Origin of the sequence: Vibrio comitans, from assembly GCA_024346835.1 — a bacterium.
GTDB lineage: Bacteria > Pseudomonadota > Gammaproteobacteria > Enterobacterales > Vibrionaceae > Vibrio > Vibrio comitans.
Genome location: AP024866.1, coordinates 1,261,735 through 1,287,570 on the forward strand (window position 1 = coordinate 1,261,735; position 25,836 = coordinate 1,287,570).

23 protein-coding genes are annotated in these 25,836 nt (G+C 44.4%); 13 read left to right on the top strand and 10 right to left on the bottom strand.

All coding sequences use genetic code 11. The features are described 5' to 3' along the window. Positions 1-4: 4 nt before the first annotated feature. The 3 genes from OCU46_RS05790 to OCU46_RS05800 are packed head-to-tail and all read right to left on the bottom strand — an operon-like array spanning position 5 to position 2,960. Positions 5-499 carry a protein disulfide oxidoreductase gene (locus OCU46_RS05790; protein ID WP_141269961.1) on the bottom strand — a complete coding sequence of 165 codons (495 nt, stop codon included), beginning with the start codon at positions 497-499 and terminating at the stop codon, positions 5-7. Then, positions 499-2,610 carry a protein-disulfide reductase DsbD family protein gene (locus OCU46_RS05795; protein WP_141269963.1) on the bottom strand — a complete coding sequence of 704 codons (2,112 nt, stop codon included), beginning with the start codon at positions 2,608-2,610 and terminating at the stop codon, positions 499-501. The genes OCU46_RS05790 and OCU46_RS05795 overlap by 1 nt, the downstream gene beginning before the upstream one ends. 50 nt (positions 2,611-2,660) lie before the next feature. After that, positions 2,661-2,960 carry a hypothetical protein gene (locus OCU46_RS05800; RefSeq protein WP_244311352.1) on the bottom strand — a complete coding sequence of 100 codons (300 nt, stop codon included), beginning with the start codon at positions 2,958-2,960 and terminating at the stop codon, positions 2,661-2,663. 270 nt (positions 2,961-3,230) lie between these two features. Here OCU46_RS05800 and OCU46_RS05805 point away from each other — a divergent pair, with 270 nt between their 5' ends. Then, entirely contained in the window at positions 3,231-4,151 is a 921-nt protein-coding gene (locus OCU46_RS05805; protein ID WP_141269967.1) for a ParB/Srx family N-terminal domain-containing protein, read from the top strand. A 725-nt stretch (positions 4,152-4,876) separates the two neighbouring features. On the opposite strand, the gene OCU46_RS05810 is transcribed toward OCU46_RS05805, so the two are convergent. Both OCU46_RS05810 and OCU46_RS05815 read right to left on the bottom strand, forming a co-directional pair. Continuing rightward, positions 4,877-5,317: a DUF411 domain-containing protein gene (locus OCU46_RS05810; protein WP_141269969.1), complete on the bottom strand. Its 441-nt coding sequence runs from the start codon at positions 5,315-5,317 to the stop codon at positions 4,877-4,879. Positions 5,318-5,414: 97 nt separating this feature from the next. After that, positions 5,415-5,765 (bottom strand): hypothetical protein, encoded by a 351-nt coding sequence (locus OCU46_RS05815; RefSeq protein WP_141269971.1) that lies wholly within the window; start codon positions 5,763-5,765, stop codon positions 5,415-5,417. Between the two features lie 368 nt (positions 5,766-6,133). Here OCU46_RS05815 and OCU46_RS05820 point away from each other — a divergent pair, with 368 nt between their 5' ends. From OCU46_RS05820 to OCU46_RS05835, 4 genes are all read left to right on the top strand, one after another. Next, positions 6,134-6,547 carry a MerR family DNA-binding protein gene (locus OCU46_RS05820; RefSeq protein WP_141269973.1) on the top strand — a complete coding sequence of 138 codons (414 nt, stop codon included), beginning with the start codon at positions 6,134-6,136 and terminating at the stop codon, positions 6,545-6,547. Further along, entirely contained in the window at positions 6,547-9,273 is a 2,727-nt protein-coding gene (locus OCU46_RS05825; RefSeq protein WP_141269975.1) for a heavy metal translocating P-type ATPase, read from the top strand. The genes OCU46_RS05820 and OCU46_RS05825 overlap by 1 nt, the downstream gene beginning before the upstream one ends. A gap of 210 nt (positions 9,274-9,483) precedes the next feature. Beyond that, positions 9,484-10,824 (top strand): hypothetical protein, encoded by a 1,341-nt coding sequence (locus OCU46_RS05830; RefSeq protein ID WP_141269977.1) that lies wholly within the window; start codon positions 9,484-9,486, stop codon positions 10,822-10,824. Positions 10,825-10,834: 10 nt separating this feature from the next. Continuing rightward, positions 10,835-11,281, top strand: coding sequence for a hypothetical protein (locus tag OCU46_RS05835; protein ID WP_141269979.1), 447 nt, complete (start codon positions 10,835-10,837; stop codon positions 11,279-11,281). Here the strand turns inward: OCU46_RS05835 and OCU46_RS05840 are convergent. The 3 genes from OCU46_RS05840 to ptsG form a co-directional block, all read right to left on the bottom strand. Beyond that, positions 11,265-12,593, bottom strand: coding sequence for a BamA/TamA family outer membrane protein (locus OCU46_RS05840; protein ID WP_141269981.1), 1,329 nt, complete (start codon positions 12,591-12,593; stop codon positions 11,265-11,267). The genes OCU46_RS05835 and OCU46_RS05840 overlap by 17 nt on opposite strands. A gap of 173 nt (positions 12,594-12,766) precedes the next feature. Continuing rightward, on the bottom strand, positions 12,767-14,155 hold the full coding sequence (locus tag OCU46_RS05845; RefSeq protein ID WP_141269983.1) for an SLC13 family permease: 1,389 nt from the start codon (positions 14,153-14,155) through the stop codon (positions 12,767-12,769). A 335-nt stretch (positions 14,156-14,490) separates the two neighbouring features. Continuing rightward, the gene (ptsG, locus tag OCU46_RS05850; RefSeq protein ID WP_141269985.1) at positions 14,491-15,900 is read right to left on the bottom strand and encodes a PTS glucose transporter subunit IIBC; all 1,410 of its coding nucleotides are present in this window, start codon (positions 15,898-15,900) and stop codon (positions 14,491-14,493) included. Positions 15,901-16,506: 606 nt separating this feature from the next. On the opposite strand from ptsG, the gene OCU46_RS05855 reads away from it, so the two are divergent. Together OCU46_RS05855 and OCU46_RS05860 are read left to right on the top strand one after the other, a co-directional pair. Then, positions 16,507-18,234, top strand: a complete 1,728-nt coding sequence (locus OCU46_RS05855; protein ID WP_141269987.1) for an SgrR family transcriptional regulator — start codon at positions 16,507-16,509, stop codon at positions 18,232-18,234. Positions 18,235-18,264: 30 nt separating this feature from the next. Further along, entirely contained in the window at positions 18,265-19,266 is a 1,002-nt protein-coding gene (locus OCU46_RS05860; protein WP_141269989.1) for a succinylglutamate desuccinylase/aspartoacylase family protein, read from the top strand. Here OCU46_RS05860 and OCU46_RS05865 read toward each other — a convergent pair. Next, positions 19,256-19,774: an opioid growth factor receptor-related protein gene (locus OCU46_RS05865; protein ID WP_141269991.1), complete on the bottom strand. Its 519-nt coding sequence runs from the start codon at positions 19,772-19,774 to the stop codon at positions 19,256-19,258. The genes OCU46_RS05860 and OCU46_RS05865 overlap by 11 nt on opposite strands. 674 nt (positions 19,775-20,448) lie before the next feature. Here OCU46_RS05865 and phnD point away from each other — a divergent pair. From phnD to phnE (OCU46_RS05885), 4 genes are all read left to right on the top strand, one after another. Continuing rightward, positions 20,449-21,387 (top strand): phosphate/phosphite/phosphonate ABC transporter substrate-binding protein, encoded by a 939-nt coding sequence (gene phnD / locus OCU46_RS05870; protein WP_141269993.1) that lies wholly within the window; start codon positions 20,449-20,451, stop codon positions 21,385-21,387. Between the two features lie 92 nt (positions 21,388-21,479). After that, positions 21,480-22,295, top strand: coding sequence for a phosphonate ABC transporter ATP-binding protein (gene phnC, locus OCU46_RS05875; RefSeq protein ID WP_141269995.1), 816 nt, complete (start codon positions 21,480-21,482; stop codon positions 22,293-22,295). Continuing rightward, complete coding sequence (gene phnE / locus OCU46_RS05880; RefSeq protein WP_141269997.1) at positions 22,292-23,092, top strand: phosphonate ABC transporter, permease protein PhnE; 801 nt, start codon at positions 22,292-22,294, stop codon at positions 23,090-23,092. The genes phnC and phnE (OCU46_RS05880) overlap by 4 nt, the downstream gene beginning before the upstream one ends. An 11-nt stretch (positions 23,093-23,103) precedes the next feature. Next, positions 23,104-23,916 (top strand): phosphonate ABC transporter, permease protein PhnE, encoded by an 813-nt coding sequence (gene phnE / locus OCU46_RS05885; protein ID WP_141269999.1) that lies wholly within the window; start codon positions 23,104-23,106, stop codon positions 23,914-23,916. A 63-nt stretch (positions 23,917-23,979) separates the two neighbouring features. Here phnE (OCU46_RS05885) and OCU46_RS05890 read toward each other — a convergent pair whose 3' ends face one another. After that, positions 23,980-24,141 (bottom strand): hypothetical protein, encoded by a 162-nt coding sequence (locus OCU46_RS05890; RefSeq protein ID WP_167495344.1) that lies wholly within the window; start codon positions 24,139-24,141, stop codon positions 23,980-23,982. A gap of 283 nt (positions 24,142-24,424) precedes the next feature. On the opposite strand from OCU46_RS05890, the gene trhA reads away from it, so the two are divergent. Together trhA and OCU46_RS05900 are read left to right on the top strand one after the other, a co-directional pair. Next, on the top strand, positions 24,425-25,078 hold the full coding sequence (gene trhA, locus OCU46_RS05895) for a PAQR family membrane homeostasis protein TrhA (protein WP_141270001.1): 654 nt from the start codon (positions 24,425-24,427) through the stop codon (positions 25,076-25,078). A gap of 63 nt (positions 25,079-25,141) precedes the next feature. Beyond that, a complete protein-coding gene (locus OCU46_RS05900; RefSeq protein ID WP_141270003.1) occupies positions 25,142-25,819 on the top strand; it encodes a hypothetical protein in 678 nt (225 codons plus the stop codon). Positions 25,820-25,836 lie beyond the last annotated feature (17 nt).

The window sequence follows — 25,836 nt, forward strand, 5'->3', positions numbered from 1 at the left end:
TGCCTTAAAGAAGCCACAGTCTAGCAAGTAGACCGATTGGCGTTGTAATTCCTGTGGTAATGTTTTTGATCTCGCCATTTTCAACAATGGCAATTGTTGGGGTCACTCTGAGATTCCAGCGAGAACTTATCTGACTTCTAGGGTCGTTAATATTTTCAAAGTGATAGTCGTGACTATTGATAAAGGCCTGTACGCGCCGAGCTTCGCCAGATGAGGCGCTGATGGCGACAACGTCATAATATTGGCTTAGCCAATTAATCGTGGGTGTCACAAACTTACACGCGCCACACCAAGTTGCCCAAAAGTACACAACCACGGGTTTGTCTTGGCTAAGGGCATTCAAGTCTATGTTGTTTCCCGATAGCGCTGTAGCTTGTGTCGTTGGACTCTGGCTAGAGGTAAAGTCTCTTGTACGCCATAGATCCACCGCTACTGAAATTACAGTAAACAACAGGATGTAGATAAGTGACTTTTTAATGAGGTTAAGGACGTTCTTCATTAATATGTCCCTTTCGCTTGTTCTATTGCCGTGAGCACTGCTTCACTGCTAAGAACCGTTGGCAGGGCGATACCTTGCGGGGCATTTGGGCCATACACGATATTAAATGGCACGCCATAGCGGTTATAGCTCCTCAAAAATCCAGTAACCCTGTCACTCGGTCTCGTCCAGTCGCCCTTCATTCGAATCACCTCGGTATTGTCCAATGTTGAGTAAACCGGTTCTTGAAGCAGGACGCCTATCTTGTTGGCTTTACAGGTAATACACCAATCCGCGGTGACATCTACAAAGACGACTTTATCAGCGGCAACGTATTTCTCTATGTCTGGAACGGACAGTCTGTGCCATTCGCGCTGTTTGGGTAGGGGAGTTGCCCAACTATCCGCAGTCAGACTTGCAGTCACTAACCCTCCGCCCACAATAATAATGCCCACAACGCCAATTACTGCCGCGACGTTCTTTCCATAGGCTGATTTAGATTTAACGATAAGCACGCAAAACAGGCTTAGCCCTAAGACGATGATCCATAGCAGTGATAGATGATTTCCAAGTAAGGATAGTAACCAGATACTGGTCGCTAGCATCATCAAACCAAATGAGATCTTCACCTTGTTCATCCACGCACCTGGCTTAGGCAGTTTGCTCGCCATTGACGGGAAAGTGGCAACCAGTAGCCACGGAAGGGCCATACCTAAAGCGAGGGCTGAAAAGATCGCAAACAGTGTGCTTATATTGGCGCCTAGGGCAAACGCGACGGCTGTGCCCAAAAATGGCGCTGTGCAGGGAGTGGCGAGTAGAGTAGCGAACATGCCTTGAACAAAGTGTCCTGAGTATGAATTATCTCCTTTATCGGCAACCCAAGTCGACATACTTGAAGGTAAGCGGATCTCCATCAAACCCAGCATATTCATTGCAAACAGTGCGGTGACTGCAAACAAGAAGCCTAAAAACCATGGGCTTTGAAATTGAATGCCCCAGCCTAAAGCTCCGCCGGATAGTTTTACCACTGTCAAAAACAGTGCGATCAACCAAAACGAGACCAATATGCCGAGCGCAGATGCGATAAATTGCCATCGGATCTTACGCTTTTGTTGCCCTTGCATACTGACAATTGAGCCAAGCTTCATACCTAAAACAGGCAATACACAAGGCATGATATTGAGAATAAGGCCGCCAATAACTGCAAACAGCAACATCTGCAATAGATTTGTCGTACTAGGGTCTACCGCGCCGGTGCTAACCGCTACTTGTTCTTCGGCGAGAAAGTCAGAATCTGAGAATGAGACAGAAACGGTTTCGTTCTCGAGAGATGGAGCGCCCAACCAACTGGTTACTTCAAATACGGCATGCAGAGTATTGCCATTTACAGTAATGGTTGGTTTCTTAAAGCTTGCATCTTCTACATTTTCAGCTTTGCCATCCACAAGCACATCTGGAGAGTGCCAAGGTGTGGTCTTTGTTACGCTGACTTCTAGCTTAGAGCTTGCCTTGTCCCAAGTTGCAGCTACGTCGCTTAGCAAAGGTGAATCCTTTGGTACAGAGCTAATCGCCTTGGCGTAATTGAGCATTACTTGATCGTTTGTTGTCAGGTCATTGGCCACAAACGAAAGCGAGATGGGGTAGTCGGTGAGAACACAGATCGTCGTGCATGACGGAAGCGTCAGTGTTGCATTCAATATTGTTGGTTGTGAGAACTCATTTAAATGCAATGTGATAGGAAATATCACATCGGATTGGTAGCCCAAGGTTTCTATTCCGAGCAGCGAAAAACGCTCTGGGAATGGCCAGTGCCACTCGAGAGATTCAATATTACTTGAATCTGAGTAATCGATACTGGGCGCAACTCCGGCTTCACCTGCCGTTCGCCAGTAGGTTTTCCAGCCATCATCGAGTTTAACCTCTAACAAACCTTCGACGGTGTGAGTGTCACTGTTTCTTTGGCCTGTGAGATCAAAACGTACTTGAACAGGAGGATGATCGGCAGAGGTAATCCACCCTGAGCTCATCTCAGAAGCTGAGGCTATCTGCACAAAGCTGATTGCCCATAGCAATAGCAATCCACGCAATAGAGGCTTGAGTAGAGTGCGAGTCATAAATTTTGTTTTAAGCATAGTTTTTCCATAAATAACAAAGTGATAGTTGTTGATAACCATCTTTTTGTTTATTCACGAAATACACACAGCCGAAGGTAAATTCGCGGAGGAGGGCCTGTTGGCTGTGCAAAAAAACGCACAGGCTTAAAGGCGGTGATAACGGTGAAAATGCCAATCAGAGCAATCAGTAACAGGGCAACAGCAAGGTCTTCCATGCTGATTTGGTGAAAGCTCAATAATTTTTCCGATAACGAGCAGGACGTTTCAGTTAATGTGGAAGCGACTTGTTGGCTTACCTCTGCTGAAACAGTTTGCTCGGGAGAAACGGTACAAAGACTAACAAAGCCAACGTTTTTTGCCAGGCACACCAAAATGACCCACCATACCAGTAGTAGGGAGTATTTTGCGGTTAGGTGCCTTTTCTGCTTGGGCTTCACGATATCGTTTTTGAGCTTTGATTGAGTCCGTTAAGCGTAACTTAGCACACTCTAGGCAGGCAATGAAATACAAATGCTTATCAGTTAATAGCACGGGTGTTTACTTTCATAATGCAAATGCAACCTGTATGTCATAAGTTCGTAATGTTCTGATTTTAGGGTATTTGCACAACATCATCGGCACAAACACAAAGGTACACAATGAACGGTTTGAACAAGTCACTTATTGCACTAACTACTTTAATAGGCGCAACGTCAGTATGGGCTCAAGATTTAGCTTTAGTTAAAGAAGGGGATGTCTATCAAGTGACTCTGTCTGAGCTTAAGCCTACACAGCCTTCTGTGGGTTACGATCAGATTTATTACAAGCTAGGTCGCTACCAACACGATGTGAAAAAGCAGTTTGATGAAATTTGTGAAGCGAATGGTCAGAAAGGGTTAACCTCGTTTGATGACAATTCAGTGCCTTCAAAGCCAGAGACCTTCGTTTGTGAGCAAGGTATTGGTGAGAAGCGTAAAGATATGAAAACGATCGTGCTTGCGCCGAACAATGAAATTTACCTAACTGATGGCCATCATACATTCAATACCTTCTGGCATATGTCAGGCGGCGGCAGTGATTTTAAGGTGCATGTGATTGTTGATAAAGACTATCGTCACCTAGAAAACATGCAGGCATTTTGGGCTGAGCTAGAGGCTGATAAAAATGCGTGGTTGTATGATCTAAACAATACAGCGATTACCCATGATGACCTGCCACAGCAAATGGGCATCACTAATTTTGCTAATGATCCATACCGCGCCCTGATGTACTACTCACGTGACGTAAGCTGGAATAAGCCAAAGCAACCAGTACCATTTCTTGAGTTTTACTGGGCTAAAGAACTGAAGCCAGTATTTGACCTAAACCAATATGACCTAACAACAGAGCAAGGTTACATGAAAGCGGTGAAGGAAGCAGGAGAGGTCATTCTATCTCTGGATACAGAGAACTTAGGCGGCTCAGGTCTGTCTGCAAAAGCGATGGGGCAGTTTGACAACTTCGATGAGAAAAGTTTTCAGAAGATGACGCGTGAAACCAGCAAGCTTAATTATATGTTGGGATACAAGCAGGCGCTTTAGCCTGAGTGAGTTTAAGTAAAGATGGCCGATCTGAGTGATCGGCCATTATGGTCTGTACGGAATGTTCAATGTGTCCAGTTACCGTCATTCCGGCAGTGTTTTAAGCCGGAACCTTAGAGAGTGCCAAAGCTAGCAATGTGCACGCTAAGATCCTAGATATTTACTGCGCAAATTCTAGGATGACGTGGTATTCGATACTCTCGAAAATTCCAACTCACGTCATTCCGGCAGTGTTTTAGCCGGAATCTTAGGGAGTGCTCAAGCCAGCAATGTGCACGCTAAGATCCTAGATATTTGCTGTGCAAATTCTAGGATGACGTTGTATTCGATACGCTCGGTGTGTCCGATTACCGTCATTCCGGCAGTGTTTTAGCCGGAACCTTAGGGAGTGCCCAAGCCAGCCATGTGCACGCTAAGAACCTAGATATTTACTGTGCAAATTCTAGGATGACGGTGTATCTAGTACACTCGATGCATTCGATACCCTCAATGTGTCCTCTTGCCGTCATTCCGGCAGTGTTTTAGCCGGAATCTTAGGGAGTGCCCAAGCCAGCAATGTGCACGCTAAGATCCTAGATATTTACTGCGTAAATTCTAGGATGACGTGGTCTATAGTGTGCTCCATGCATTCGATACGCTCAATGTGTCCGATTACCGTCATTCCGGCAGTCCTTTAGCCGGAATCTTAGATACTGCCAAAGCCCGTAATGTACATCCTAAGTCAATCAATACTCAGCATAAACACTTGTCGTGCCGTCGGCATGAAAGGCGATTACATCAAAGTCTTTGTATGCATCCCCTGGTTTAGCCATACCAGGAGAGTGCATTGGCATTCCTGGTGCTGCCAGCCCTTTAATGTCTTGTGGGCGTTCTTTAAGAAGGCGTGCCACCTCTTTTTCTGGCACATGCCCCTCAATTAAATATCCATCGATAATCGCAGTGTGGCACGATTGCAGCTTGGCTGGCATGCCAAAGTCTCGCTTGACGTTAGTCCAGTCCTTTTGCTCTTGGATATCTACTTGATAGCCTTTCTGCTCCATGATATTCGCCCATTCTGTGCAGCATCCGCAACTTGGGGATTTGTACATTTCAATATTGCTACTGGCGAAGCTTAGGCCACTAAATAGAAGGGATGCGCTAAGGATTACTTTATTAAACGTTTTCATTGTATTGCTCCATTGCCAAGCATCTTGCTAGGCAAATTAATATTGTTTAGAAAAGTGTAAGACACTTTTTGATAATTCGATTTCGCTAAATAGAACGCTAAACAATAGGAGGCCGTAATACGGCTTGTTTGTAGGGCGGTAGAATATCTGAAGAGGGTAGAGAGTAACTTGTTTCATCAAGAATCGTGCTGGAGAGTAACAGCGCTGATGACGGTAAACTAATTAAACTGCCACAGGCTTGTTCGCAACACTGATGCGCGGCGCTAGAGCACTCACTTGCCACTTGTTGATGCGATTCCTCGTAGCAGTCCGCGGTCATAGATGTCTCGACTGATTGGTGATGCTCGATAGAAGTTGCTTGAGCTACTGACGGCAAAACACCTGCAACTAGCAGAGCCAGTATCAGTGTTAAAGCTATTAAGCTATTTGAATGAAATCGTTTTAGCATCGTCAGTATCCGTAAAGTTCCTATTCGTTATAGCTCATATTAATTTTTCTCGTCAATACAAATCTTAGTTTCAGTGATGAAACCTAAACATCCATAAATCAATACCTTAAATTATTTGACCTGTGACCTGCTCATAGGTTTTAGACTAGTGTGACCCTAATTTGATGAGGAGAATCTACATGGGATGTTGTAACAAAGCACCAGCGGGAGGCACGCGTTCCTTAGGGCCACTGCTTAAATTGGTGGGACTGTTGTTCGCAGTCATTTTCATTCTTGCAATGTTTGCTAATTAAATTCTTGACCTGTGTGTAGCTCCTAGGTTTTACACTAAGGTTATAGTTAAAAAAGAGAACTCTAGGAAGTAGCCAATGATTACCTCAAAACTTGCTAAATCAGCCAATGTCTCCCCTGATACGGTGCGCTATTACACCAAGCGTGGACTAATTAGTGCGACTCGAAATCCTGACAATGGATACAAAGAGTATGATCTAAATGCATTGCAAAGGCTGAAGTTTATCCATCAAGCAAGGGATCTTGGCTTTGGTTTAAAGGAAATTGAGGAAATTCTGGCATCCACACAAGATGGCAGTTCACCGTGTCCTAAGGTGCGGAAAATGATGGCAGAGAAGATTGTAGAGACAGAGGCGCAGATCCTCAGACTACAACAACATGTTGCCATGTTAAAAGAGACCTTTGATCAGTGGGGAGAACTGCCAGATAGCTTACCAACGGGGGATTCTATTTGTTGTCTGATTGAGTCTTGGACTGAGGAGAAGAAGTAATGAACCAGTTTAGCCTTCAACTAGAGGGCGTTTCTTGTGGCGGCTGTATCAATAAGATAAAACGCGCCGCTCTTGAACAAGATCCTCAGTTTACCATCGCAAGCAGCGAAGATAAGAAATGGGCTCGCGTTGCGACTAGTTTGAGTATTGATAGCACCTTAGCTGTCATTACAAATCTCGGCTATAAAGCCAACGAGCAGCCATTGCCAAACATTCACAGCAAAGTAGCTAAGGTATCTTGCCAAGGCTGTGTTAAGAAAATCACCAATGCACTGATTGAACTTGATAAAGATGCGTTGGTTACTGTCGATATTGAAGCTCAAACTATTGATGTAAGTAGCCTGCTGTCTATAGAACAAGTGCAATCTGTATTGCGAACTTTAGGTTACGCTGCATCTGATGAGGCAGAAGACAACCCACTAGATGTCGAAGAGTCAGCTACTGAAAATCTAACTTCGGGTGAACCGACCTTAACAAATGAATCCAACTTAACGCGTCTTAACCTGTCAGGTGTTACCTGTGCCAGTTGTGTTGCGACCATAGAAAAAGCGCTAACCGGTAAACAAGGTGTGGATTCAGTAAATATTAACTTTGCTAATCGAACAGCAAGTATCTATTCAAGTATCTCTGCGGATAGCTTGATTGAAACCGTAGAAGGCGCAGGTTACGGCGCATCACTAATTTTGGATGAAACCCAAGCAGAGCAGGAGCGTGAACAGGCGGAGCAGCAAGAGTATCGCGATAAGATTCGCCACACGATTGTGGGCCTTGGATTGGGTGTTCCGCTGATGCTTTACGGCTTGCTTGGTGGCTCCATGACAGTGAATACAACCTCAGAGCAACTTGTTTGGTTGGTTGTCGGTCTGATGACGCTAGGGGTACTCTATTTTAGTGGTCGTCATTACTTTGTGGGTGCGAGCAAAGCCTTTGTAAATCGAAGCGCAAATATGGATACCTTGATTGCATTAGGCACAGGTTCAGCGTGGCTTTACTCTATTGTGGTCGTTGCCATGCCATCTTTGCTTCCAGAGAGTGCTCGTCACCTCTATTTTGAAGCCTCCGCGATGATCATTGGTCTAATTAATCTAGGACAAGCACTGGAGCTAAAAGCTAGAGGCAGAACGTCTCAAGCAATCAAACGTCTACTGGATCTTCGAACCAAAACAGCGGTAGTGATTCGAGACGGCAAAACGCTTACTTTACCTGTAGAGGAGGTTGTCATTGGCGATACCCTGTTGATTCGCGCTGGTGAGAAAGTACCGGTGGATGGCAAGGTAGTCGATGGAGAATCGTCTATTGATGAATCTATGCTAACGGGTGAGCCCATTCCTGTTATCAAAACAAAAGATGACAGTGTGTCTGCGGGCACGATAAATGGTGATCAAACCCTTAGCATAGTGGCGAGCAAGATTGGCAGCGACACCATGTTAGCTCAGATCATCGAGATGGTTTCTAACGCTCAAAACTCTAAGCCTTCAATCAGTCACCTAGCTGATCGAGTATCCAGTGTGTTTGTGCCGACGGTAATGATACTGTCCATCATCACGGCTTTGATGTGGTACAACTTTGGTCCAGCGCCAACAGTGATCAACATGCTAGTGACTGCAACCTCAGTGCTGATCATTGCCTGCCCTTGCGCACTTGGGTTAGCAACACCTATCTCGACCATGATAGGGATTGGAAAGTCAGCAGAATTTGGCGGCCTGATTCGTAATGGTGATGCCTTACAAAAAGCCAGTGATATCGATGTGGTGGTACTGGATAAAACTGGCACTATTACCCAAGGTAAGCCAAGTGTGGTCAATGTAAAAACTATCCAAGAAAACACCGCTACTTTGGGCTATCTACATGCCATAGAACAAGGTTCTACCCATCCATTAGCATCTGCGGTGATTAACTATTGTCGCGAGAACACACAACAGCTAGACGCTCATAATGTAGCGGGCTTCCAATCATTAAATGGTTTGGGTGTACAAGCTGAAATTGATGGCCATACAGTGCTACTTGGAAACCAAAGGTTGATGAGCGAGCACGGTGTCGAAATTGAAGGCGCTGAATCCATTGCTAATGAATGGGAGAAACAGGCTCAGACTGTGGTTTATTTTGCTATTGATAATCAGCTTACCACTTTGTTATCTATCAGCGACCCGATAAAGGAAGAGTCTCCCCAGGCAATAGCAGCCCTTAAATCCTTAGGTATTAAAGTGGTTATGCTGACAGGAGATAATGCTCATACAGCGCAAGCAGTGGCAGCAGAAACAGGTGTTGATGAGATTCATGCCGAGCTTCTGCCTCAGGATAAACTGCAGTGGGTGACTAAGTATCAACAGCAAGGCTTGGTTGTCGCTATGGTGGGAGATGGCATTAATGATGCGCCCGCGTTGGCACAATCTGATGTGGGCTTTGCCATTGGGCATGGCACCGATGTGGCGATTGAAAGCGCTGATATTACCTTGATGAGAGGCTCGCTATTTGGCGTGTCTCAAGTAATAGAGGTCAGTAGAGCCACGATGAAGAACATCAAGCAAAATCTATGGGGCGCGTTTATCTACAACTCCTTAGGCATCCCAATTGCGGCAGGTGTGTTATTTCCACTGACTGGTATGTTACTAAGTCCGATTGTTGCAGGGGTCGCGATGTCGCTTTCTTCTATCACGGTAGTGAGTAATGCTAATCGCTTAAGATTATTCTCACCAAAATCATCAGCAGGTATTCGTCATGGTTAATATAATCGGCTTATTTCTAATCGCCTTTATTGTGTGGTGGTTTTGGCTAAAATAGTCGTATCGCAAAGTAATCATTAAAGCTGACAGTGTCAGCTTTTTTTTATTAGTAATTTCAAGTGCCTATTGCCGAAATTTGGCATACTCTTTGTAACAGGATCAATGGTACAATGACGTGTAATAAAAATGTCACATTAAGGATGGTGCTAATAAATGTTGGATCTGAAGGTAACGGCAAAGAAGAGTATTGAACTGCAACAAACACTCTCAGCCGATTCGCAGTCTGAAACTAAAGTAGAATTTGTCATACCTAGTAGTATCGATCTGGGTGACACCTTCTCGGCTGGGGATTTCTTCGATAAATCATTTACTCAGATTCGCCGCTTTCACAAAGGAAAAAGCATCAGCTTAATGTTGCTATACATTAAGATCTTGGAAAAAGAGCAGCTTCCTTACGAATCTTACAAGACCTCGATTAGCTTGTTTGCTTATCTTTTTATCAATGACATTCGATCGTTTAAGACCAATCAAGAAAAAGAAGAGCAGGCAGTAGAAGAGATCATTGAGAAGGCGAAGGGTCATTCCAATATCCTGACCTCATTTCGTCGCTTCTCTCTTGAAGATGACCAGAAATTTGAGCGCTTTCGTAAAGTCGATGCGATTCTTTCCTACGAATTCGAACAGTACCTTCTTCGTCAAACTGCCACTTTGCAAAACATCAAAGGTGCCACAGTAGCAAGAGACTATCTTGCCCAGCTCTCAATCGCAGAAGATGAGTATCGCGTTACCCAAATGTACGAGGGGATCTACTCGGTTAAGAGCTTAGAGGCTGAAGACCAAGAAAAATTGACTCGTGTTTTCAACCAAACTGATCTGCAAAAGAAGCTACTCGAGCTTCCACTTCGCGTTCACAGCAGCAGTAAGCGAGTAGGGGAAAAGGAACGCTACTTGTCCCTAGCCATTGCGACAGGTTTAATCATGTTAGGCTTTAGTGTGGTGATCTTTCAGTTCCGCTTAATGGGATTAGATACCGACTTGCAGTTTGTGCTCGCATTTGCCGCCCTTTATGTGGTGCGAGATGTGTTTAAGGAAAGCATAAAGGCTTGGGTGTTTGAGAAAATCATCCGCAATAAACCTCGTGTTGTCTCATGGTTTGGCATGCCGGATAAAAAAACCGGTATTGGAACTGGCGAAACTTGGTTTAACTCTCAACCGAATTCGAAAGTCGCGATTGCTAACCGTGAAAACATTTCTTTGTTCTTTAGAGAGATAGTGAGCCTTAAGAACTTTGAATATAATGGTTTTAAGAAAATCAAAACCAATACTACTATCGATCTAGGGCCAATTATGCGCTGTTTTCCAAGTGAAAACAGAGATATGTATGTGTACTCAACGGGCAATAAATCTCGTAAGGTGAGCATTTCTCGTCGTGGTCGTATCGAGGTTAAGATCCATGAGAAAAAGACTGAGCCAGGTGGCGTTAAAGAGAGAACTGCACGTTACCGTGTCACGTTTGATCGTACCAAGATCATCAAGCTAGAACCGCTACAATAGTAAGCGACTCATGTTAAACCTAACTTTTGAACAGTGGGCGCTTATTGCGGATATATACACTCCATTACTCGCGTTATGGAGTGCGCGCTTAATTCTTCGTGAGACTACACATAATCGCAAGATAAGCTTAACCGCTCTGGTGGTGACTATCTGTATTGTGTATGTGTCGAGATTTGTCGATGAATGGCTAGGAATTTGGCCTGCATTTAGCGCTGATTACAGCACCCATACTGCTGTGGCATTGGCCTTAGTGGTGCACATAGCAATAAAGGTTGGAGTGTGGGGTAAGCTCATAGCCGTTGGTTCTTTATTGGCTTACCTACAATTGATGAATCATCAGGACTACCATACCTATCTTGATATGGTATCCACGATCATCTATTTACTTCCCTTGTTTTGGGTGAGTTGGCTGCACTTTGGCGCAGTAAAGGAAGAGCACTCTAGAACGGCTGATTGACCATAAACCACATGTAAGAGCCTTCTTCAGATACCGCGTAATCGAGTCGAACCACTAAACCTGCAGCCAGCGCCCTTACCGCTACACCGCCATCAACTTTCATGTCTGATGTTAGCTCGCCTAAATCGTAGCTTGGGGCTACCTGACCGACTTCGGCAAACGCCACTAATTGAAACCAATCAATATTTAAGAATCTGAGCCAAGATACGTCTTGAACTGGGTTATAACGAAGGGTATATCGATACTCGGCAGTGGCGTATAAACTGGCCTTATCGTGAAAGCGATTTGAGTCAAAGCCGCGCATTCTAGCATGCCCACCTAAAGTTGCGCCTTCGTTGTATGGCGGAGCGTCTTCTACAACTTTTGACTGACCGTCTATATCAACAAGATTCCAAGACGGTGAATAACCAGTCCAAAAATTGAATGCAAAAATACGTTGCCTAGCCCAATCACTCTCACCAATGGACATGTACTTACTGACATCTAACTCTACGAAATCCCATGTACTGTCTGGAGAGACAATATGCCCCTCATAGGTGTACCCAATGTATTGCCTGCTTCCCATTGAGGGGTTTGGTGCAAAGTCTGTATTGTCATACTGGATACCTAGTTCAAACGCGCTCATATCACCTGCACGTTCGACACCAGTAGTGTCTTCATAAGACTGATATCGGTTGAATTGGCGAAGCAGTAAAATAGTGGTGCCGGTTTCCAGAGGATTCCAGTGGGTTTTGGTAATGCCATCGACAAGCATACCGTTTCTTAAATGATAGTGGGCGGTAGGGTCATTTTTGGCCGAACCTATCGGCAGTACATATTCAATTTTAAAATCTAACCAGTTTGAAAAACCATCACCTTCAATAAAGTCATCTTGGCTTGAACCAGAACTTCCCCAGCGATCATCTTCAAATGGTCTATTGCCATTGGTATAGGCTCTTTGCTCAGGGAAGTAGGCGTACATACCTGCAACAGAAATAAACGCGCGGTTGGCAAACCAAGGACGATAGTTCCATAACCCGCCGGACACACCATAGCTTTCAGCACCTGCCCAGCCAGTTCCACCAATCACCATTTGTTCTTGTCCTACGCCTTGAACAACGCCACCGACACCGACGTTGAGCCCCATGCTTTCTGTTGAGAAGAAGTAGGGCAGTACCATCGCATTTTTAGTGTTGTTAGCGTTTTCAGCGCGCGTGATGGTGTACTTCATACCAACGGGAGTCGCGGCAAATACACTGGTTGCACAAACACTAAGCGTGAAGAGTGCGAGGGAGGAAAACTTAGGTATGGGTTTTAATAAAGACTTTAACATCAATAGCCGAGCGTCCTGCTCTGAAAGGGTAGTAACTGTTAGTGCTAGCTTACAAATAAATCACGGAACGTTAAAGAAATGTATCTGTAGATTGTGCTTAAGCGAGGAGTTTTCGAGCGTATTTGAACAAAAGAGAAGCGATCTGGGCGAACGCTTCTCTATTATGAGTGGGCTTATAGCCAGAATAACGACGCAATAAAGGTCAGTGCGCCAATACAAGCGATGTTGAGCACTATACCTACTCTCATCATTTCTTGCTGTTTGATGTGTCCAGAGCCAAACACAATCGCATTCGGTGGTGTGGCAACAGGAAGCATAAATGCACAAGATGCGGCGACGGCAATCAACACAGACAGAACCACTGGCGACATACCAAACACTTCAGCTACGGTCGCAAAGATAGGAATTAACAGTGCGGCGCTGGCGGTATTACTAGCAAACTCGGTTAAGAACACCACGAATAACGCAATGATGGCGATGATGAACAAGATACCAAAGTCTGAAATTAGGGTGCTCAATGAGTTAGCTAAGAACACACTAGTACCTGTAGCCTTAAGCACGTTACTTAGGCAGATACCGCCACCAAACAAGATAAGCACGCCCCAATCAGCGGTTTTTTCAATGTCCTTCCAGTGAACCACTCGCGCAAAGCTCACCATGACAATAGCGGCCAGTGCTACGACAGTATCGAAGTTTGAAATTCCGCCAAGCATAGAGTTAATAGGTTTACTAAAGATCCAGCAGAAGACCGTTAGGGAGAAGATCGCCAGTGTTACAATCTTTCCTTTATCCCAGTTAACCGGCTCTTTGTTGAGTTCAAATGTGCCTTCTAGTTTAGGTTTAAGTACGAAATATAGGGTACCAACAGCCAGCGGTAACATGATCACTGCAGCAGGAACGCCAAAGGACATCCATTCAGTAAAGGTGAGTCCTACTTCCGCTGCCGCTATTGCATTAGGAGGCGAACCAACAATCGTTGCAATGCCGCCAATACTGGCACTGTATGCAACACCAAGTAGCACGAACACGTAAGTCTTACGCTCTTTGTCGGCATCTACTTTACTTAGCACGCCTAGTACTAGTGGCAACATCATTGCCGCAGTAGCGGTATTACTGATCCACATGGATAAACCCGCCGTGACCCCAAACAGCATAAATACCGCGGCGCTCATCTTGCCCTTAGCCAAAATTAGCACCTTATCGGCAATGACTTTATCAAGTCCTTGCACGTGCATCGCAGCTGCTAAGGCAAAGCCTCCCAAAAATAGGAAGATAATGGGATTTGAGAAGTTACTTAGCGCCGTTGGGGTATTAAATATACCGAACACAATAGCCAGTATGGGCACCAGGATAGCGGTTATTGTGACATGGAGTGCCTCGGTTAACCAAAGCACAGCAATGAATACCAATATACTGATACCTAATACGACTTGTGGTTCAAAAGGTAAAGACTTGTATAGCGCAAAGAAAAGGACAATATCGGCAAGGATAATCAGGCTGTTCCGGTTAAAAAACCACTCTCTGGTGTTAGTGGGGAGAGGGACACTATCGTTTCTGTTCATATTATTATTCCTCAATAGCTCATTCTTGTTGTATTTATGATCAAGAATTCGTTGTAAAACGAAGAGTAGGGACTACCACTTTTGGGTTAATAAATGGTCACATGATTTGTGGGGATTTGAAATGAAGTTATTGCTGAATTGTTAACCGTATCAATGGTGTGGTTATTTTATTGTGCTACATCAGATTGACGTCACAATAGTGGTGTAACAAGCTGAATTTATTGCAAAATGACAGAGATACTTAATCGCTACTTCCAGATAACGAGCAATAAAAAAGGAGTGGTTCCCCCGGACAGGGTTCCACTCCAAACGGACAAACTATTTACTCAGTTATGTTAGCTATTTTTCATATAGTCGAGCATCTGTGTTTTGTAGACATCACTGTTGCCACCAAAGATGGCTTGCACACCTGTGCCGACACGAACTACGCCAGCCGCGCCCAGTGCTTTTAGTCTGGCATCGTCAACTTGGTCTTGATCTTTCACCTGCATTCTTAATCGAGTAATGCACGCATCAGCAGAAACGATATTTCCCTTACCGCCAAAGGCTGCGACTAATTCCTTTGTGAAGTCATCACCTTGGAGTGCGTCTTGCGCTTCTTCGCTAACGTCTTCACGGCCGGGAGTTTTCAGATCGAAGTGCTTGATAAACCATGTGAATACTGCGTAGTAAACCGCGGCATAACCTAGCCCAAGAGGAATGATCATCCAGCCTTTAGTGGAAATACCAAAGAAGGTGACGTAATCGATGAGACCTGCACTAAAGCTATAGCCGTGTTTAACACCAAGAATGATGCAAAGCGGGTATGCCAGTCCGGCCAAGATAGCGTGCACTGCATACAGAGCAGGTGAGATGAACAAGAATGCAAATTCTACTGGCTCGGTAATTCCGGTTAGGAAAGAGGTGAGGGCAGCAGATACCATGATTCCCATAACCTTGACGCGGTTTTCTGGTTTAGACGCGCGGCCAATAGCAATAGCAGCAGCAGGTAGACCAAACATCTTAAACAAATAACCGCCTGCAAGGTTACCGGAATTAGGGTCACCGGCGAAGAATCGTGGGATCTCGCCATGGAACACTTGACCAGCTGCATTGGTGAAGTCACCGGCTTGCAGTTGAATGATAACGTTAATAACGTGGTGTAAACCAAATGGGATCAATGCGCGTTCTGCAGTGCCATAAGCCCAAAATGCCATTACTGGGTTTTGCTCTGTTGCCCAATGACCAAAGGCATCAATACCTAAGCCGATGGGTTGCCAAATAAAGGCAAGAACAATACCAAGTAATAACATCGCAAATGAAGTGATGATAGGAACGAATCGCTTACCCGCAAAGAAGCCCAAATAAGCTGGCATCTTAATGGTGTAGAAGCGATTAAACATGTACGCACCAACCGCACCAGAAATGATACCGCCTAGCACGCCCATGTCGATGTGATAGACGCCCAATACACCCGCCATAACCTTTAAGGTTGCGATCAGAACGTAATAGCCAATACCTGCTGCGACCGCACCTACACCGTCGTTATCGGTAAAGGAGATTGCAACGCCTAGAGCAAAAATAAGCGGTAAGTTTCCAAATACGGCGCCGCCTGCTTCAGCCATAAGCTGTGAAACGATTGGTGGGATGATGTCAAAGTTAGCTGAGCCAATACCCAGCAAAATACCGGCTGCTGGCATGGATGCTATAGGCAGCATAAGCGCCTTACCAACCTTGGACAGGTTGGCAAAAAAGTTACTGAACATGTGATTACCCTTCTATTTTATATTTTTAGGCATCGAAAAATAACGCTTTCAATACCATTACTCAAAACGTATTAATGAAAACTAACTCTCTGATTTTTATATGCTTATGGTTTGTTATTCTGGTTTGTCAATGAGCAAGAAAGTTTGGTTTTTAAAATAGGGGAGAGCCGGTTATCTTCAATCCTTGAAGAAGAACCAAGCTCTGAAAAGGGAGGTGATAATTAGCCTATTTGTGTTTTACAAGGGGGGGGGGGATGGAGCAAAAAACACAGATAAATTAATTATCACCTTAAACTGGTTAGCCGCTATTCGTTGGGCTGTTTAATTTGGATGACGCCACTACTGCAACTTTACGTTTGTTATTTCTAGTTGCGATTAACCTATCGTTAATGCAAAGAACGTACTTGTTTTGTTGAGTAGCTTTCATAAGCGTCACCTCAAATGAGTCGCGTTGTTAGTGAACACATTCAGTATCGCTGTTTTACGAACTTTTAAAACAGATAGGAAAGTAGAAAAATGTTCCTCATATTGTATTTATTACTTCTTTTTCATCTTGGTTAGGCTATTTTTAGTCTAAATAAGGAATGAAAATAGAATGGAAGCTTTATGAAGCCGGTTAAACTGGTGAGATTTTTTGCTCGACTTGAGCCGTATGCAGTGCATGAAGAGAATGCAGTATTGCTCGATGAAGTATCGGAACTTTTATATACAACAACACGTTATGCGCGCACTTTACTCGGCGACATGCAAAAGAATGACTGGCTACAGTGGACACCAAAAACCGGAAGGAACCAGCGCTCAATTCTTAAAAAGCTGTATTCAGAAGCCGATATTCGCCGTCAAATAGCTTTAGATTTCATCTCTCAAAAGCAATTTGAAGAGGCTCTGGAGGTACTGCAGGATAATCAGCAATTGTTTGGTGAATTGCTCAAACAATCTTCTGGCGCAGGTTTGTACAACGGGCAGTTGCATGTGCAGTTGACCTATAACCGCACCTTCGGTGCTCTTTACCCCCACAATATTTTACGAAACAGCGAGCGCTTCTTTGTACGGCAACTCTATTCTTGTCTGGTAAAACAAGATGCTAAAGGGAATATCTCGCCCGATATTGCTCATCACTGGCAGATGAGTGAAGACGGTAAGCAGTGGTCACTTTATTTAAGGCCCAAGGTGCAATTTCATGATGGAAGCCCAATCCATGGGCAAGCGATTGTCGAACTCTTCAATGCCTACCGAAAATTACCGGGATATAAAAAGGATCTTTCGCATCTGCTGCGAGTTGAGTCACCTCAATCTAGAGTAGTTAGATTCTACTTAAGTACCGAGGATGTAGACTTTGTATCAAAGCTGTCAGACGTGAAGTACTCTATTCAGCCCGTTAACCAAGTCACTAAGAGCATCACAAAGCAGAAGGATGTGATTGGTTCAGGCCCTTTTACCTTACTTGAACAAAGTGACAAATGGCTAAAACTAAGGGCTTATGAGGCTTTTCATGGGTATCGCTCATTAACCGATGAACTGACTGTTTGGCATGTACAATCTGAAAATGGCGGTAATTCATACAGTCATAAAATGCTGTCTCAGCAAACTGAAGATGATGCCAAGTCAGCGGCAGCACCTACAAAGCAACTTTGCGTTGAGGATGGTTGTTTACTCGCGGTATTTAATCAAAATGCGTCAAAGGAATTACCCACAGAAACGCGTCGATGGTTAGCGCATGTGATACAAGGGGAAGCGCTTTGGCAGGATATAGAAAAAAACAAAGTGCCGATTAATCTCGTAGCCGCTGATAATTTCTATCCGTTTTGGAAGCCGTGGGAGTGCGTAGCAGGAACTAAACCTACAGCGTTTAGAGGTTTATCAATACTTATCTACAACCATTTTGGGCTTAGGGTATGTGCGCAGGCTATTAGCAACGTGCTTGCCAAATACGATATTGAAGTTGACATCGAAGAAGTGCCGATTGAAACGTACGCAAAACGCGCTAAGGGTGACGGTTTTACTCAAGACATCGTGTTAATGAATTTGTTATTGGACGACAATCTGCCAACGTCGGCATTGTTGGCGTTTCAAAGCGATATTGCGCTCAGAAGTTGTATGAACGATAAAACAAGCCAATGGCTAGATTCAAACCTAACAGCGCTATGCTCGAAAGTTCAATCCACACACTACCTAGAACGACTAGAGCCAATCGGTAATTACTTGATCAGTGAAGTAATCGCCAAGCCATTGTTTCACCACATGCAGTCTATGAGTTTTCAGGATATGTTTCATGGCGTTGATATGACCCCTTGGGGCTGGCCTGACATTCAACAAATTTGGTTAGAAGATTAACACCAAGCAACAAGGAATAAAGCGAAGATTATGGCAACAGAATACTTAGCAGATGTTATTGATGGTAAAAAGGTGATTCAGAGCTTAGATGTATCAGATTTGAGCGTAGGAGAGCACACTTTTTGGTTTCGGATCTGTAGTAATGCGCTAGGACAATGGCTGCATTTACCCGTGATGGTATACAAGGGCAGTAAGCCTGGTAAGCGTTTTATGATCACAGCTGGTGTGCATGGGGACGAGTACAATGGCGTGCTGGTGGCGCAAAAGGTCGCATCTCAATTGGCTACCGCCGACATCTCAGGCTCGGTGGTGATCGTTCCAACGGTGAATTTATCTGGGATGCTCAGCCACAGCCGAGATTACAGTTCAAACGATCCGGATCATTCCACGGCCAACCTTAACCGTTTTTTCCCAGGTAATAAGAATGGCAATGAAGCGCAGCGCTATGTTTATCAGCTTTGGGAGAATTTACTAAAGCCTAACGCCGACCTTGCCATAGATCTTCACACCCAAACCAGTGGCACTATCTATCCACTCTATGTATTTGCCGATTACCGTCTTGATGATGCCCTTAACATGGCCCGTCTAATGAATCCGGATGTTATTTTTGACGATCCGGGTGATCCCGGTATTTTAGAGACCGTTTGGAATCAACATAACATTCCTTCTATTACTGTTGAGGTAGGAGTAGGGCGTTATAGTGATTACCCATTAGTTGAGCGCTCCGCAAACGGAGTGCTGAATGTGCTGAGTGATTATCAGGTATTGGCAGATGGTACAGCCATGGACGCTGAACCGCCGTTTGTGGAGGGTAATGAGTTGACTAGCATCCGCGCAGAAACCGGCGGTTTCTATCAGCCTCAGGTAGAGTTACTTCAACCCGTAAAGGAAGGCGACCTTCTATCGGTCCAAACAGATTCGTTTGGCAAAGAGGTTAAGCGGTACTATGCACCAAGAGCGGGGGTTGTATTGAGTTTTAATGTTGAACCAATGAGGGCGACGGGTGCTCTGATTGTTCGCCTTATTCACTAATCATTTCTTCGATGAGATTCGCTTGGCGCCAATAGCCGAGCGTCTCTTCATTAACTTCACCTTGCTCACGAGCGGCTTTAAGCATCGCCATTTGAAAGGTTTGGCTGAGTTCTAGTTGGCCTAACAGGGCAAGGCTACGGATGATACGGCTGATTCGCAGATGATTATGGTCAGTGGCTTTTAACCATGAGTGGTCGCGCATGTTGAGATCTTCTTTTGGCACAATAGAGTTACCAAAGAAGCGCATTCCAAAAAAGTCGAGCATCATGCCTAGTGAATGCAGTTGCGCCTCACGCAGTACTTCACAAGCGCAGAAATAATCCTGCGTTGATTGACAGGCAATCGGGCTATGGGAGTGAAAGCGGCTTGGGGTGTCGATTGGAAACAACCATTGAATGTACTCATGGTCGTACTCTAACCAGAATGAATCCAAAGCCCATATTTGCTCAATCCTTCTTCCTTTATGATCAGGCTCCAACCCGAGCATGAACTGACAAACAGTCTTCATTGATTACTAAAACTACCATGTAAAATAGCTACTTACAGCGTAGCCTAAAATAATGAATTACGTTTATGCTAAACGTTGTAGCTTAGAATATCTATTCATAAGCGTTATGAATAATAACTGTTTACAAAATACTATTTAACTACTATGAAATCGGTTTCATTCATATTGTTAAATAGTATACAAGTTTCTTTCTTCCGTATTTTCATTGCGATATGAATTAATATCGTATGACATTATGCAAGTATATGTACCGTAGTAAAGATTGGATACTCATTGGTAGATAATTCGCTGCTTTACAATAAATAAGGTCTATTAGCATAGGCGCTATTGTGTGTGAAGGTTGAATAGATAGGAATAGTGGCTACTTCCAATGGCATAAACATAGAAGTAATTGGAGTTATTGAATAAAAGATACAATTTGATCTATTGAGTAATCTACCAAGATTTGCAATATAATATGCACCACCAAAAGCATTTCCTTGCTTTGATATTTTACCACACAGCTATCTATAACAATTTGTAATGAAATGTTTCAGTGTAACTTTCTGAATATAAATAGTCTGAATAGTCATGAAAGATTCATTTTATAAATAAATCTTTCATCTAGATTCCACTTAACTGTCATCTAATTTGCTTACCTTTCTTCGCAGTTTATTAGCCAACAGGAAAGCAAAATGAAACTCGTTAAGACTGCAGTAGCTACTGCGTTAATGTTCTCTGCAGCTGTTTCAGCAATGGATTCACGTTACCAAGACCGCACTGGAAACCTAGTTGCGGATGTTCCACAAAATGAAGCTGAATGGGTAAACCCTTCTACTCTTATTTTTGCTTACACACCAGTTGAAGACCCTGCAGTTTACGCAGATGTATGGAGTGAGTTTCTTGAGCATCTAGAGAAAGAAACGGGCAAGAATGTTCGATTCTTCCCTGTACAGAACAACGCAGCCCAAATTGAGGCAATGCGTTCTGGCCGCCTACATATTGCTGGCTTTAACACGGGTTCTACGCCACTTGCGGTTAACTGTGCTGGTTTTGCTCCTTTCACTATGATGGCAGCAGAAGATGGCTCTTTTGGCTATGAGATGGAAATCATTACTCACCCTGATTCAGGCATTGAAAGCGTTGAAGACCTAAAAGGTAAGAACCTGGCATTCACCGCACAAACATCTAACTCAGGCTTTAAGGCACCATCTGCTATTTTGGATGCAGAATATGGATTGAAACCAGATGCGGACTTTAAGCCTGCATTCTCTGGTGCTCATGATAACTCTATTCTAGGTGTGGCTCACAAAGACTATGACGCTGCAGCGATTGCTAACTCTGTACTAAATCGTATGTTGTCGCGTGACGTAGTGAACGAGCAGCAAATTAAGTCGATTTATAAATCACAGACATTCCCTACCACGGCTTACGGCACGGCGCATAACCTAGCTCCAGAGCTACAAGAAAAGATTCAACAAGCGTTTTTCACTTTCGATTGGCAAGGAACTAAGTTGCAAGAAGAGTTTGAGCGCAATGGTGAGGCACAATTTGTTCCGATCACATACCAAGAGCATTGGGAAGTGATTCGCACTATTGATACGGCAAACCAGGTTTCTTATACCTGTAGCTAACCAGCTATACATTTAATAAAAAGGCCCAGAATGCAATTTGGGCCTTGCTTCACATCATTTTAATTTCCACCTAACCTCCCCAAAGGAAGGTCATGTCTACATTAACTCTTAAGGGCTTAACCAAGCATTATTCTTCATCGGATAAGGCGCTTACCGATGTCAATCTTACCGTCGAACCAGGTGAGGTTGTTGGCTTAATTGGCCCATCAGGTGCGGGTAAATCCACTCTGATTCGCTGTATTAACCGCCTCACTGAACCCACTGATGGGCAAGTGCTGTTTTCTGATAAAGATCTGGTCAAACTCTCAACATCAAACTTAAGACAAGCTCGCCGAGAAATTGGGATGATATTCCAAGAGTACGCATTAATTGAGCGTCTTACGGTGATGGAGAATGTACTGTCAGGCCGCCTAGGTTATGTGAACTTTTGGCGTAGCTTTACGCGTCGTTACCCAGGTGAAGATATACAAGAAGCTTACGCATTGTTGGATCGCGTAGGTTTGCTGGAGCACGCTAATAAACGAGCCGATGCACTCTCTGGTGGTCAGCGTCAAAGGGTTGGGATTGCAAGGGCACTAGCTCAAAAGCCTAAGTTGTTACTCATCGATGAACCTACTGCAGCCCTTGATCCACGAACTGCACGTCAGATCATGCGCTTGATCAGTGAAATCTGCGAAGAGCAGCAGCTTCCTGCCATCATCAATATTCACGATGTTGAACTCGCTAAGCGATTTGTTCAGAGAATCGTTGGTCTCAATGCAGGTCAGGTCGTTTTTGATGGAAAGCCAAGTGAGCTGGATGAAAGTGTACTGACCAACATCTATGGTCAAGAAGACTGGAATGCGACGACAGAACAAGAAGCTGAGCCTTCGATGACTACAGCGACGTTGACTGAGGCTCTAGCATGAGTGGCAGTTACCCTAATCAGTGGAAGAAGCCACCCTTGATTTCCAATGCTTGGGTTCGCTATGGCATTACCGCGTCTGTGGTGATTTATCTCTATTTGGCAACGCAATCCATTAGCATTAACTGGATGCGGATTTATGAGGGAAGCGAGAGGGGTTGGCGTTTTATTGTCGCTTTCATGAACCCTGATTTTGCAGGTCGTTGGGACAATATTTCACAAGGCTTAATAGAAAGCTTAACTATGACGCTCACCTCAACGGTCGCGGGTGTGATTTTATCGATTCCGTTTGGACTGGGAGCGGCAAAGAATTTGGCACCTAAGCCTGTGTATTTCTTTTGTCGCGGATTTGTAGCAATTGCGCGAAGTTTTCAAGAAATCATCGTTGCTATTTTATGTGTGGCATTGTTTGGCTTTGGTACCTTTGCTGGCTTTGTCACCTTAACATTCGCCACCATTGGCTTTTTAGCCAAGTTGTTTGCTGATGAGATAGAAGCGATTGATCCAGCACCCTTGACCGCCATGCGTGCCACGGGGGCGAGTTGGCTGCAACAGGTTAATTATGCAGTACAAGCGCAAGTCATGCCGCGTTTTATCGGTTTATCTATGTACCGTCTGGATATCAATTTCCGAGAATCCGCCGTGATAGGTATCGTAGGCGCAGGTGGTATTGGCGCAACCTTAAACACCGCAATGGACCGCTACGAATACAGCGCTGCAGCCGCCATTCTTTTGATTATCATCGGTATCGTGATGTTGTGTGAATACGTTTCAACCATCATTCGCCAGCGCGTACAGTAGGGAAAAATACGATGAAAAATTTACAATCGATGCCTACTGTTTGGCAAAAGTACGATCAGAAACAAACCATCACCCAATGGGCATGTTGGTTAGCATTTGTCGCATTGGTGGTGTTTGCTTGGCAGGTGATGAATCAAGATACCATCTGGTACTTTGTCACTGACTCGCCAAATCAAATCGCGGACATAGGCTCTCGCATGTGGCCACCAAGATGGAGCTATTTAGAGCAGCTTTGGCTACCGTTATGGGACACGTTAAACATTGCGACGCTCGGAACCTTGCTAGGTATTGTGCTCGCGTTTCCTGTTGCTTTCATGGCTGCACGAAATACAACGCCGAGTGTAGTTTTTGTCAGACCTATTGCGCTTTTTATCATTGCTGCGAGTCGCTCCATAAACTCACTTATTTGGGCATTGTTGTTAGTCGCAATTCTTGGTCCTGGTTTGCTTGCCGGTATTATTGCTATTGCACTTCGCTCAATTGGCTTCGTATCTAAGTTGATGTACGAGGCAATTGAAGAGGTTAACCACACTCAAGTGTCAGCCATTCGCGCAACAGGCGCTTCGTCTTTGCAAGTGCTTGACTACGGGGTGCTACCTCAGGTGATGCCAAGCTTTATCGGCACGAGTCTATTTCGTTGGGATATTAATATTCGAGAATCGACGGTGTTGGGCTTAGTGGGTGCAGGTGGCATTGGTCTGAAGCTTCAAGAATCGATGGCTGTGCTAGCTTGGCCTCAGGTGACAGTAATCTTCTGCGCTATTCTGGTGACGGTAATCGTATCGGAATGGATTTCTGCAAAAGCAAGGCATGCTTTGATCTAGTAATTACAAACCCTGATAGTGAAAGTGGGCGACTAACTTTAGCCGCCCACTCATGAAGGGAGTTTACTCAAACACTGACAGCGCACGAGCCTTGGTACAATCTGCAGGGAATTGGTTTTGTACTGCATCAATGGATGAGCACACTTTTGCCAATGCTGTATTGTTATTCCAGATAAATAGCCCACCAACAATAATTACCGCTGCAATAATGATGAGTTTTTTCATGTAGTTATTCCGCCTTTATATGAAATCTGTTTAAAGGATAGCTCAAACTTTTCTAATAACCTCATATGAAAACAAAGGTTTAGGATCTGAGGTCTATGGTAAAGATTGAATATTCTAAGGTCCTGACTTTTGTCAGGATGACGAGAGCGTTTCAAATAACTCCCAGCGACCACGCGCGCCGTAGCTTTATATACCCTCATTTTTCGATAACTAACATTTAAGCTTACACGTGTACGCTAAAAGTGGCATACTCAACAGCCGGGAAGTTAACCAGTGTTGTGTCATGTCCAGTGTAGTCAGTAACCAGTACAGTAAGAATGAAGAGATCGCCAATTCCGTCACTCATGGGGCAGGGATGATCTTTGGTATTGTGGCGCTTGTGTTGCTACTACAGAAAGCATTGGCCCACCGCGCGGATACTATGACCATAGCCAGTATGGCAATTTATGGTTCTAGCATGATAGTGCTGTTTCTCGCTTCGACCTTGTACCACGCAGTGCCTCATCAGCGCGCCAAGCGTTGGCTGAAGACCTTTGATCACAGTGCGATTTATTTGCTGATTGCAGGCAGTTACACTCCCTTTTTGTTGGTGAGCCTGAGAACGCCGTTGGCCATCGGATTAATGATCGTCATTTGGAGTATTGCGATTCTGGGTATCGTGATGAAACTGGCCTTTGTCTATCGCTTTAAGCGTTTCTCCTTAATTAGCTACATAGTGATGGGTTGGCTATCGCTGATTGTGGTGTATCAATTGGCGATAACCCTACACTCTGGCGGATTGGCACTATTAGCAGCAGGTGGATTGATCTATTCGTTAGGCATTGTCTTTTATGTCAATAAGCGGATCCCTTTCAATCATGCGATTTGGCACTGCTTTGTGTTGGGAGGGGCGGTATGCCACTTCTTAGCCATTTACTTCTACGTTCAGCCGGTCTAACAACTCATACCTTATTGATCAATATAGTGTTTTATCCTAGTTTTTAAGCAGGGGGAAATCACTATGCCTATAGCGACTAACAAGATATCAGCGCTGACCTTACTGCCTATTGTTGCTCTGTTGGCAGGTTGTCAATCTGAGCCTGAGCCGAAATCAGTCATGGAAGCGCCCAGCGATCCCATTGAGAAAATGGTGTTTGAACAGATTCTTGAGCCCGAGGGATTGACGGACAGAAGCTATTCATTTGACTACGGCTATGCCGATCTTAATGGCGACACGGAAGACGAGGTCTTTGTATTGATGCAAGACCCATACTTCTGCGGAACAGGAGGTTGCTCGGCATACCTGTTCAATTCTTCGTTTGAAAAAATGAACACCTTCACTGTTGTTAAAAAACCGGTATTGATTTCGCATACCGACACCAACGGCTGGAAGAGCATAACGGTTTGGAGTGATGGATCGCTGCGTCTATTGAAATACGATGGTAACTCCTATCCAAGTAATGCATCCAGCCAGCCCATTTTTAATCGTGATGCCCGCAAGAGAAGGGCACATGATCTTGCAATTCAAAGCGATCTTTATCTCGACGGTGGCTATGAGTTAACAGAACGTACCGACCTTCCCATTTTTACGCCCATAGATCAGTTCAGGTTTCAGTTTAAGCGTGAATCGGATCCCGATAGTGTGTTTGTAGTTAAGGTAAATACCTTAACTAGTGATATCTTTTTTAGTAAGGAATGAATCACACAGAAAAACTG

Excerpts from the sequence above, each read along its gene's own strand:
- phnD (WP_141269993.1), top strand. The coding sequence starts at position 20,449 with ATGAAACTCGTTAAGACTGCAGTAGCTACTGCGTTAATGTTCTCTGCA.
- OCU46_RS05830 (WP_141269977.1), top strand. The coding sequence starts at position 9,484 with ATGTTGGATCTGAAGGTAACGGCAAAGAAGAGTATTGAACTGCAACAA.
- OCU46_RS05825 (WP_141269975.1), top strand. The coding sequence starts at position 6,547 with ATGAACCAGTTTAGCCTTCAACTAGAGGGCGTTTCTTGTGGCGGCTGT.
- OCU46_RS05845 (WP_141269983.1), bottom strand. The coding sequence starts at position 14,155 with ATGAACAGAAACGATAGTGTCCCTCTCCCCACTAACACCAGAGAGTGG.
- OCU46_RS05795 (WP_141269963.1), bottom strand. The coding sequence starts at position 2,610 with ATGCTTAAAACAAAATTTATGACTCGCACTCTACTCAAGCCTCTATTG.
- phnC (WP_141269995.1), top strand. The coding sequence starts at position 21,480 with ATGTCTACATTAACTCTTAAGGGCTTAACCAAGCATTATTCTTCATCG.
- OCU46_RS05900 (WP_141270003.1), top strand. The coding sequence starts at position 25,142 with ATGCCTATAGCGACTAACAAGATATCAGCGCTGACCTTACTGCCTATT.
- OCU46_RS05860 (WP_141269989.1), top strand. The coding sequence starts at position 18,265 with ATGGCAACAGAATACTTAGCAGATGTTATTGATGGTAAAAAGGTGATT.
- OCU46_RS05890 (WP_167495344.1), bottom strand. The coding sequence starts at position 24,141 with ATGAAAAAACTCATCATTATTGCAGCGGTAATTATTGTTGGTGGGCTA.
- ptsG (WP_141269985.1), bottom strand. The coding sequence starts at position 15,900 with ATGTTCAGTAACTTTTTTGCCAACCTGTCCAAGGTTGGTAAGGCGCTT.
- phnE (WP_141269997.1), top strand. The coding sequence starts at position 22,292 with ATGAGTGGCAGTTACCCTAATCAGTGGAAGAAGCCACCCTTGATTTCC.
- OCU46_RS05810 (WP_141269969.1), bottom strand. The coding sequence starts at position 5,317 with ATGAAAACGTTTAATAAAGTAATCCTTAGCGCATCCCTTCTATTTAGT.
- OCU46_RS05815 (WP_141269971.1), bottom strand. The coding sequence starts at position 5,765 with ATGCTAAAACGATTTCATTCAAATAGCTTAATAGCTTTAACACTGATA.
- OCU46_RS05805 (WP_141269967.1), top strand. The coding sequence starts at position 3,231 with ATGAACGGTTTGAACAAGTCACTTATTGCACTAACTACTTTAATAGGC.
- OCU46_RS05835 (WP_141269979.1), top strand. The coding sequence starts at position 10,835 with ATGTTAAACCTAACTTTTGAACAGTGGGCGCTTATTGCGGATATATAC.
- phnE (WP_141269999.1), top strand. The coding sequence starts at position 23,104 with ATGAAAAATTTACAATCGATGCCTACTGTTTGGCAAAAGTACGATCAG.
- OCU46_RS05865 (WP_141269991.1), bottom strand. The coding sequence starts at position 19,774 with ATGAAGACTGTTTGTCAGTTCATGCTCGGGTTGGAGCCTGATCATAAA.
- OCU46_RS05855 (WP_141269987.1), top strand. The coding sequence starts at position 16,507 with ATGAAGCCGGTTAAACTGGTGAGATTTTTTGCTCGACTTGAGCCGTAT.
- OCU46_RS05820 (WP_141269973.1), top strand. The coding sequence starts at position 6,134 with ATGATTACCTCAAAACTTGCTAAATCAGCCAATGTCTCCCCTGATACG.
- OCU46_RS05790 (WP_141269961.1), bottom strand. The coding sequence starts at position 499 with ATGAAGAACGTCCTTAACCTCATTAAAAAGTCACTTATCTACATCCTG.
- trhA (WP_141270001.1), top strand. The coding sequence starts at position 24,425 with ATGTCCAGTGTAGTCAGTAACCAGTACAGTAAGAATGAAGAGATCGCC.
- OCU46_RS05840 (WP_141269981.1), bottom strand. The coding sequence starts at position 12,593 with ATGTTAAAGTCTTTATTAAAACCCATACCTAAGTTTTCCTCCCTCGCA.